The organism is Microcoleus sp. D3_18_C4 (assembly GCF_036702355.1).
Classification (GTDB): domain Bacteria; phylum Cyanobacteriota; class Cyanobacteriia; order Cyanobacteriales; family Microcoleaceae; genus Microcoleus.
Genome location: NZ_JAUBTF010000052.1, coordinates 48,461 through 54,866 on the forward strand (window position 1 = coordinate 48,461; position 6,406 = coordinate 54,866).

A 6,406-nucleotide genomic window follows, 5' to 3' on the forward strand; every position below is an offset into this window, starting at 1 on the left:
CAGAGTCAGAGAAGAGAAGAGAGAAATGAATAATTTTGATTGAGCTAAGTAAGAAAAAATCAGGAGTGAACACAATTGAACAACTTGAACAACTTGATTTTAATTGCCATGATTTTGGCTCTGCTCATACCCATGTACGAGGTATGGAAAGATCATGATATCTGGCAGACAATGTTGGCGTTTGCCAGTATATCGACCAAGGCGGCAATCATCGCTCTCGTCATATCCGTCTGGCGCGATGATTGGATGATCGGTGTGGTGGCGGCGATTATCCTCAGTGTGGGTAATGCTGGATTGATGTTGTTGGCACAAATAATCAAACGTATCACTGAAGCATGATCGTAATAGATGTATTGAGCTATACCTGCATCGGTATAGGGATTTTTTTCTGGTTTTGGGGTACTTCTTTCCTACTTGGGAAGCGATCGGTTTTATATAAACTGCACAGTCTTTCGGTATCAGATACGCTGGGTTCGATGGCGATCCTCGTCGGATTGCTGCTGCAAATACCCAGTAAATGGCCCCTGCTGATTCTGGCGATCATTTGCTTAGCAATCTGGAACACCATGCTGGGATATGTGTTGGCCTATTGTTCCAAAACAGGGAGTAACTATGAACGATAATAGCTACATTTATGTCCTCGTCGCTCTGCTACCGTTAGCTGCTGGTATGGTGGTATTTCAGGTCAATCCATACCACGCATTGGTACTGCGGGGGGTATTGGGAGCGATCGCGGCCTTGGTGTATACAATTTTAGGCGCGGGGGATGTGGGCTTGACCGAAGCCTTGATGGGCACCCTGCTGGCGATTACACTTTATGCAGTGACGGTGCGTTCATCCCTCGTGCTGCGTCTGGGTGTAATCGAAGAGGGGACAGAGGGCGATGCTATACCAAATGACAAAACCGCAGGTCATTTTAAGCAACTGATAGATGACATCCGCACAGTTTTTCAGAAACGCCATATGCGCCTGGAACTGGTTCCCTATGCGAGTGCACAGGCATTGCAGCGGGCGCTGATGGAAAAAGAAGTTCATGCAGCTTGTTCCCCAGAAGGCCAACTAGAACACAGCGGCGAAGCGCAACTTTATAACACCGCAATCAGAGTTCGGCGTGTCTACGACATCATGCAAACCGAACTTTCATCACCAGGGACAACCCTAACCTATGTAAATACACCAGACGCAGAGGACAAGCATTGATGAAGTGGGTTTACTTTTTATCAGGAATAGCGCTGTTTGTCAAAATGCTGCTAATCGCTAATCCCACAATGGACTTATCGCAGCAAAGTTCGATCGTCGAATTGGTTGTTCAAGATAGTGGAGTATCCAATGCGGTTTCCGGTATCATTTTGCGAAATCGGCTGTACGACACGATCTTTGAAGTAGTAGTATTTACGATCGCCATCTTAGGTGCAAGTTTTATGCTAGCCAATGAAAGTCCCTCCTGCGCCATATATCAGTTTACCGATCAACCATCGATTATTTTGGCGCGATTGGGAGCGACGATTGCTGCCTTGGTGGGTATCGAACTAGCAATTCGCGGGCATTTAAGTCCAGGCGGTGGTTTTGCAGCGGGTGTAGCGGGGGGAACTGCGATCGGCTTAGTAGCGATTACCTCATCACCGCAGTGGATGCAAGAAATCTACCAGCGCTGGCACGCCGCGACTTTGGAGAAGGTTTCGGTACTTGTTTTCATTGTATTGTCCGTTATCACTCTGTCAGGATATGAGTTACCCCACGGAGAGTTAGGCACACTTTTCAGCGGTGGCATTCTCCCCTTGCTCAATATCCTGGTTGCAGTCAAAGTCGCATTAGGATCGTGGGCGGTGCTGTTGGTGTTTATTCGCTATCGCGGATTGCTATGAAAAATGTCCCGATCTCAAATCCATTGGCATCGAAATTATTCATCTCTCTCAATCTCTGACTCTGTGTCCTCTGTGTTCTCTGCCGTTTAATCATTCAGCAACAACCGTAAACGATATTTTACGTTTATAAGGCTTACCCACGAGTAGTCAGAAACCGGGTTTTTTGCGAAATACTTCGTTACACCCGCAGAATTTTCCAAAAACCCGGTTTCTTTGCTTTTGGTGAGTAATTCCTGTGTACTCATCTGCGTGCATCTGCGGTTAAAAAATCCAATCTGCAAGATATCAGCTTATACTAAACCAGCTTGAAAAATCTGGTTTGCTGTGAGGTTCAAATCAGGAAAAGTTTGCGACACAATCCGATCATTCTCTCGAAACTTGAGGACTTGATATTCACCATCAACCAAGTTACACACAGAAATTGTCGGTTGTTTGGGATTGCCAATAAAATTGCGTCCACCCAACGCAGCATAATCCACAATCCAATATTCAGGGATACCCATCTCCTCATAATCAGCATATTTCAAATAGTAATCATCGCGCCAATTGGTTGACACAACCTCAATTACCAACGGTATCGATGCACCCCAACTGAGGATAGATTGTTTTTTCCACAATGTTTCATTTACCAGATTTGCACGATTTAGCACCAACACATCGGGGAAATAACCAGAATCTTTTTCAGGAGGTCTAACTATCACTTGGTTGGGGATACTGTATGGCAACCCCAGACGATCGATTGCAACGGAAACTTTGATTGTAAGAAAGCCTTTAACTTCCTCATGTTCGCCTACTGGTTGTGCCATCTCAACAATATCTCCATTATGCAGTTCGTAGCGTACCGCCGAATTTTCAGGCAGCCAGTCCACAAATTCCTCGAAGTTTACGAGTTTGGGTAAAGCTTGAGTCATAGGTTTTCAGAAATACCGATAATATCAATTATATCTCTATTTATCTGCGTTTATCTGCGGGCATCTGCGGTTAAAAATTACGAATCTGCCAGCCTTGCTAGATTCAGACAATTTAAAATGCTGGATTTAATCGGGCGCTTTTCATCCCAAAATACGAGTGCTGAATAAAAGTTAATTGCCGTCGGTGAATTCAAAAGCTCAAAAGTTTGACGTGCAACTCTCTCGCTGTCAAAGCTGAGAAAGTAAACAGTATCATCGAAAATTGCAGGTTTATTAGCTATTTCACCGATTAACCTAAAATCCAATTTTTTATAAAGCCCGCAAATCGCAATTTTCCAAGGTTGGAAGCTATAATCGCCTACTCCAAAAATCGAAAAGCGAGGGTTATTTTGGTAAATTTTGCTTTTGCGATTATCTAGATATTGCCCGCACTTCTCTAGATAACGTCCGGTTTTAGGGGCTATAGTTTTGATATTTTCGGTTGATTCACCGATAAATTTTTGAGTAACTAAGATATATCGATCTGTAGCATTAATGCGATTTTGAGCAACATCCGATCCTTTAAGTAGCGGAAATAGATAAGTTTCCTCAAGCTCGACAGATTCCCCAAATCCATTGACAAACAAATTATCAATTTTCCGAAACTCCATCACATTCGAGCAGTCATGCTTGACGCCCGATCGCCATTTCGTTCCTAAATTTACAGCATATAAATTACTAAACTTCTTGAAAGAATCTATATCTTTAACCAGGAGATTGTTGTGATGTCCGATTCGGTGACAATCTGAACTTTCTAAACTGCTAAATACATCGCAGAAGTAGTTTTGTGAACTTAAGTCAAACTTGCAGAATAACAGACAGGCATCAACATTTGCATCAAAATATTTTTTAGCATCTATTTTGTAAGTTGCACAGCTAGCGAGATTAAGTTTTTTTGAATGAATGTAACTCAATAACTTTCTCGCCACGGAAGTCTTGCAAAGCATTGCCAGAGTGGCGTCACGATTTTGCAACCATTGTATCGCATGGATCAGCATCCATTCTGATATATCGAAGTTACTTTTACCTGTTAGTGCATCTAAGCCAGTGTGCTTTTGAAAATTAGTTTTTTTCGGCAAGTTTTCACTGCCAATAGTTCCTTGTTGTGAGTTTGTTACCCAAGGAAAGTTGCCAAGTACCAGCACCCTATGATTGAATTGGTTGATTAATGATGTCCAGTCAAATTCAAAAAAATCTCCGTGCTTAACCTCACATCTTTCATCCTCTAACAATTCATGCTTAGCTGTTAATTCTCTTAAATAACTTTGATTGATTTCAACCCCGATAATATGGCTGGCGGATGGAAACGAATTTGCAGCAGCTTTAATGAAATTACCTATGCCGCAAGTTGGCTCAATGATGACTTTGGGGTTAACATCTAGTTCTATCAATTTCCGACACACCATCTCGGCTAATGCCAGCGGTGTCTGAAAATCCCCATATTCTAGTTTGGTTTTGCGATCGTTGGAACTCATCGGTTAGATTGATAAACTGCGATAACCCCTTCCTGTTGTCCAGCACGCTCAATGACTCTTCCATACTGACGTCGCCATTGCAACGCATTAGAAATCGTCAAAAAACCTTGCACTGGTGGGTTTCTCAGTATTTCGTCTGCAATGTTACCTGCTTCAATTTCGTCAACAGGTAAATTTTTGTCAAACATGAAAGCAAGCAAATCATCTTTATTGCCTTCATTGTCTAAAATATTACGAATTCCACGGGTCATTTGAAAATCTGCTGTTCTTTCGGCACTCACGTAAATTGTATGCAAAATATTCAGGGTTGCAGTTCGGATCGTACTGTTGTCTGTCTTTTCGTAAACAAAGATAATCAGTGAATATCCCAGCCCAAAAATCTTTTGCCTTGCAGATTTGAAAGGACATGACGACTGCGGTTGCCTAATGCTTGTTACCTTCACGTCAACCAGTAGCCCAGGGAAATCGATGCCGCTTGCTGAATTACCATCTATAAATTCATATTTTTGCTTGAGATAGAGTCTGAACTTTTGCTCCAAATATGTCCCAACAGCCTTTCCGTCTGTGATGCCATAAAGCAGAGGTTCTGGGTGTTGAGACTCGGCTGCTGAAAATATTGCCGCCTCAGAACAAAGAATTTCTACGGTCAGAGTCGTCATTTTGATGAACCACCAGATTATTTAATTTGCTGACCCATTAAACGGTATCATTAAAGATCGCAGGTTTATTAGCTATTTCACTTATCAACCTGAAATCCAATTTTTTATAAAGTCCGCAAGTTATTGTGCCGCTTATGCTGTAACCATTTCGGGTTTGATATTAGGTGATGCTGGCTCAAAGTATAACACCATGATTTGCTCTGGATACAGCCCGACAGATTCATAAGTGCGTCCGTTGCGGTCGCTAAATTCAACCTCAAACGCTGCACCATCAGCCAACAGTTCAACCACAGTCCCTACTTGTCCGCGCCACAGATTGTATTCAGGAAGGTCAACTGTCAATGCAACGACATCTAGTAATTTAATTGTATTCTTTGTCACTCTTATTACCTCCAGAGATTAGAGAGGATAGCAGGTTGTTAATCTCGGAATATCCGAATCATGCTCAATAATCCAGCCACTCCGAAGGGTTGCACTTCTATTTTGCCATTCAATCGTGAAATCTAGGGTGTAGCGTTGCCCGAACCCATCCCGCCTCCCTAACTGAGCTTCGTGAGTTTGAATAACTTCAACCAAAATTTGGCGCAATTCCTCAGCATTGTCAGGCGTCATCCCAAGAATTGACGAAAAAAGTCGCGCTTTGTGTTTGCCATCGTCGTGTTCTGGATTGAGGCAGTAGTCACGAAGTTTACGAATATCAACAACTGCATTTTTTGCATTTGGAATGAGCATAGAAAAGCTGATACGAATAAGCAGCCCTCAGTTTATCTTGAAATCGGCGATCGCTTTAACGGCCAAGCTCACCGGATGCAGATAATCTTTCGGACTCAACGTCATCTACCTTGAAGATTTAATCTTATCAATAACCTGCAACATTCTCTTTGCACAGGCAACTGCCTGATCTGCGGTTTGGCACTCTGAGGCTCGGATTCGCTCAATATGAACCCCCTCATGGGCAAGCATAGCTGTCCTATCATGTGCTGCTGCTGGTGTTTCTTTATGTACAGTATCACCATCTACTTCTACAACCAGTACAACACCGTTTTTAACAATGACAAAATCGGGTTCAATTCTTTTGTATTCTTCACCACCTCTAATGAAAACGGGTAATGGAGCAAAGGGTACCCCAAGTAATTTAAGAGCTTTGTAAAAAAGCACTTCGTTCTGAGAACGAAAGAACAGCCCGTCTACTGTTCTCGAAGGTATATTATCAGACCTAACACGACCTTGATTATTGACACCTTTACCTGTGACCCAATTGTTTGCTTTTTCGCGCCACTCCTCACCTGCGCTCAGAATTGGAGTAATACTCAAATAAGCTAAATCATCATCTGGGTATGGTTTGAGAAGTATTCTTGCCTTCTCCAGAATTAGATTTTCAGTAACCGTTCAGGGGGTGCGCCTGCGGCGCACCACCCCAAGAGGAGTTGTAAAGAATTTGGGGAGAAAGGCGGGCG

10 protein-coding genes are annotated in these 6,406 nt (G+C 42.8%); 4 read left to right on the forward strand and 6 right to left on the reverse strand.

All coding sequences use genetic code 11. The features are described 5' to 3' along the window. The first annotated feature begins 108 nt into the window (after positions 1 to 108). From QUA90_RS22790 to QUA90_RS22805, 4 genes are read left to right on the forward strand one after another with little or no spacing between them, the layout of a single operon-like run. On the forward strand, positions 109 to 339 hold the full coding sequence (locus QUA90_RS22790; RefSeq protein ID WP_190739580.1) for a hypothetical protein: 231 nt from the start codon (positions 109 to 111) through the stop codon (positions 337 to 339). Beyond that, positions 336 to 623, forward strand: coding sequence for a monovalent cation/H(+) antiporter subunit G (locus tag QUA90_RS22795; RefSeq protein WP_333389921.1), 288 nt, complete (start codon positions 336 to 338; stop codon positions 621 to 623). The genes QUA90_RS22790 and QUA90_RS22795 overlap by 4 nt, the downstream gene beginning before the upstream one ends. Then, positions 613 to 1,200, forward strand: a complete 588-nt coding sequence (locus QUA90_RS22800) for a DUF4040 domain-containing protein (protein WP_333323350.1) — start codon at positions 613 to 615, stop codon at positions 1,198 to 1,200. The genes QUA90_RS22795 and QUA90_RS22800 overlap by 11 nt, the downstream gene beginning before the upstream one ends. After that, entirely contained in the window at positions 1,200 to 1,865 is a 666-nt protein-coding gene (locus QUA90_RS22805; protein WP_333323352.1) for a Na(+)/H(+) antiporter subunit B, read from the forward strand. The genes QUA90_RS22800 and QUA90_RS22805 overlap by 1 nt, the downstream gene beginning before the upstream one ends. Before the next feature lie 290 nt (positions 1,866 to 2,155). On the opposite strand, the gene QUA90_RS22810 is transcribed toward QUA90_RS22805, so the two are convergent. From QUA90_RS22810 to QUA90_RS22835, 6 genes are all read right to left on the reverse strand, one after another. Continuing rightward, positions 2,156 to 2,776 (reverse strand): Uma2 family endonuclease, encoded by a 621-nt coding sequence (locus QUA90_RS22810; RefSeq protein ID WP_333447879.1) that lies wholly within the window; start codon positions 2,774 to 2,776, stop codon positions 2,156 to 2,158. 77 nt (positions 2,777 to 2,853) lie between these two features. Continuing rightward, positions 2,854 to 4,290 carry a class I SAM-dependent methyltransferase gene (locus QUA90_RS22815; protein WP_333447881.1) on the reverse strand — a complete coding sequence of 479 codons (1,437 nt, stop codon included), beginning with the start codon at positions 4,288 to 4,290 and terminating at the stop codon, positions 2,854 to 2,856. Then, positions 4,287 to 4,949 carry a restriction endonuclease gene (locus QUA90_RS22820; RefSeq protein ID WP_333447883.1) on the reverse strand — a complete coding sequence of 221 codons (663 nt, stop codon included), beginning with the start codon at positions 4,947 to 4,949 and terminating at the stop codon, positions 4,287 to 4,289. Before QUA90_RS22820 ends, QUA90_RS22815 begins: the two co-directional genes overlap by 4 nt. Before the next feature lie 132 nt (positions 4,950 to 5,081). Continuing rightward, a complete protein-coding gene (locus QUA90_RS22825) occupies positions 5,082 to 5,330 on the reverse strand; it encodes a DUF4926 domain-containing protein (protein WP_333447885.1) in 249 nt (82 codons plus the stop codon). A gap of 18 nt (positions 5,331 to 5,348) precedes the next feature. Next, complete coding sequence (locus QUA90_RS22830; protein ID WP_333447887.1) at positions 5,349 to 5,681, reverse strand: DUF6883 domain-containing protein; 333 nt, start codon at positions 5,679 to 5,681, stop codon at positions 5,349 to 5,351. A 105-nt stretch (positions 5,682 to 5,786) separates the two neighbouring features. Continuing rightward, complete coding sequence (locus tag QUA90_RS22835) at positions 5,787 to 6,263, reverse strand: hypothetical protein (RefSeq protein WP_333447889.1); 477 nt, start codon at positions 6,261 to 6,263, stop codon at positions 5,787 to 5,789. Between the last annotated feature and the right edge of the window lie 143 nt (positions 6,264 to 6,406).

Excerpts from the sequence above, each read along its gene's own strand:
- QUA90_RS22790 (WP_190739580.1), top strand. The coding sequence starts at position 109 with ATGATTTTGGCTCTGCTCATACCCATGTACGAGGTATGGAAAGATCAT.
- QUA90_RS22795 (WP_333389921.1), top strand. The coding sequence starts at position 336 with ATGATCGTAATAGATGTATTGAGCTATACCTGCATCGGTATAGGGATT.
- QUA90_RS22800 (WP_333323350.1), top strand. The coding sequence starts at position 613 with ATGAACGATAATAGCTACATTTATGTCCTCGTCGCTCTGCTACCGTTA.
- QUA90_RS22805 (WP_333323352.1), top strand. The coding sequence starts at position 1,200 with ATGAAGTGGGTTTACTTTTTATCAGGAATAGCGCTGTTTGTCAAAATG.
- QUA90_RS22810 (WP_333447879.1), bottom strand. The coding sequence starts at position 2,776 with ATGACTCAAGCTTTACCCAAACTCGTAAACTTCGAGGAATTTGTGGAC.
- QUA90_RS22815 (WP_333447881.1), bottom strand. The coding sequence starts at position 4,290 with ATGAGTTCCAACGATCGCAAAACCAAACTAGAATATGGGGATTTTCAG.
- QUA90_RS22820 (WP_333447883.1), bottom strand. The coding sequence starts at position 4,949 with ATGACGACTCTGACCGTAGAAATTCTTTGTTCTGAGGCGGCAATATTT.
- QUA90_RS22830 (WP_333447887.1), bottom strand. The coding sequence starts at position 5,681 with ATGCTCATTCCAAATGCAAAAAATGCAGTTGTTGATATTCGTAAACTT.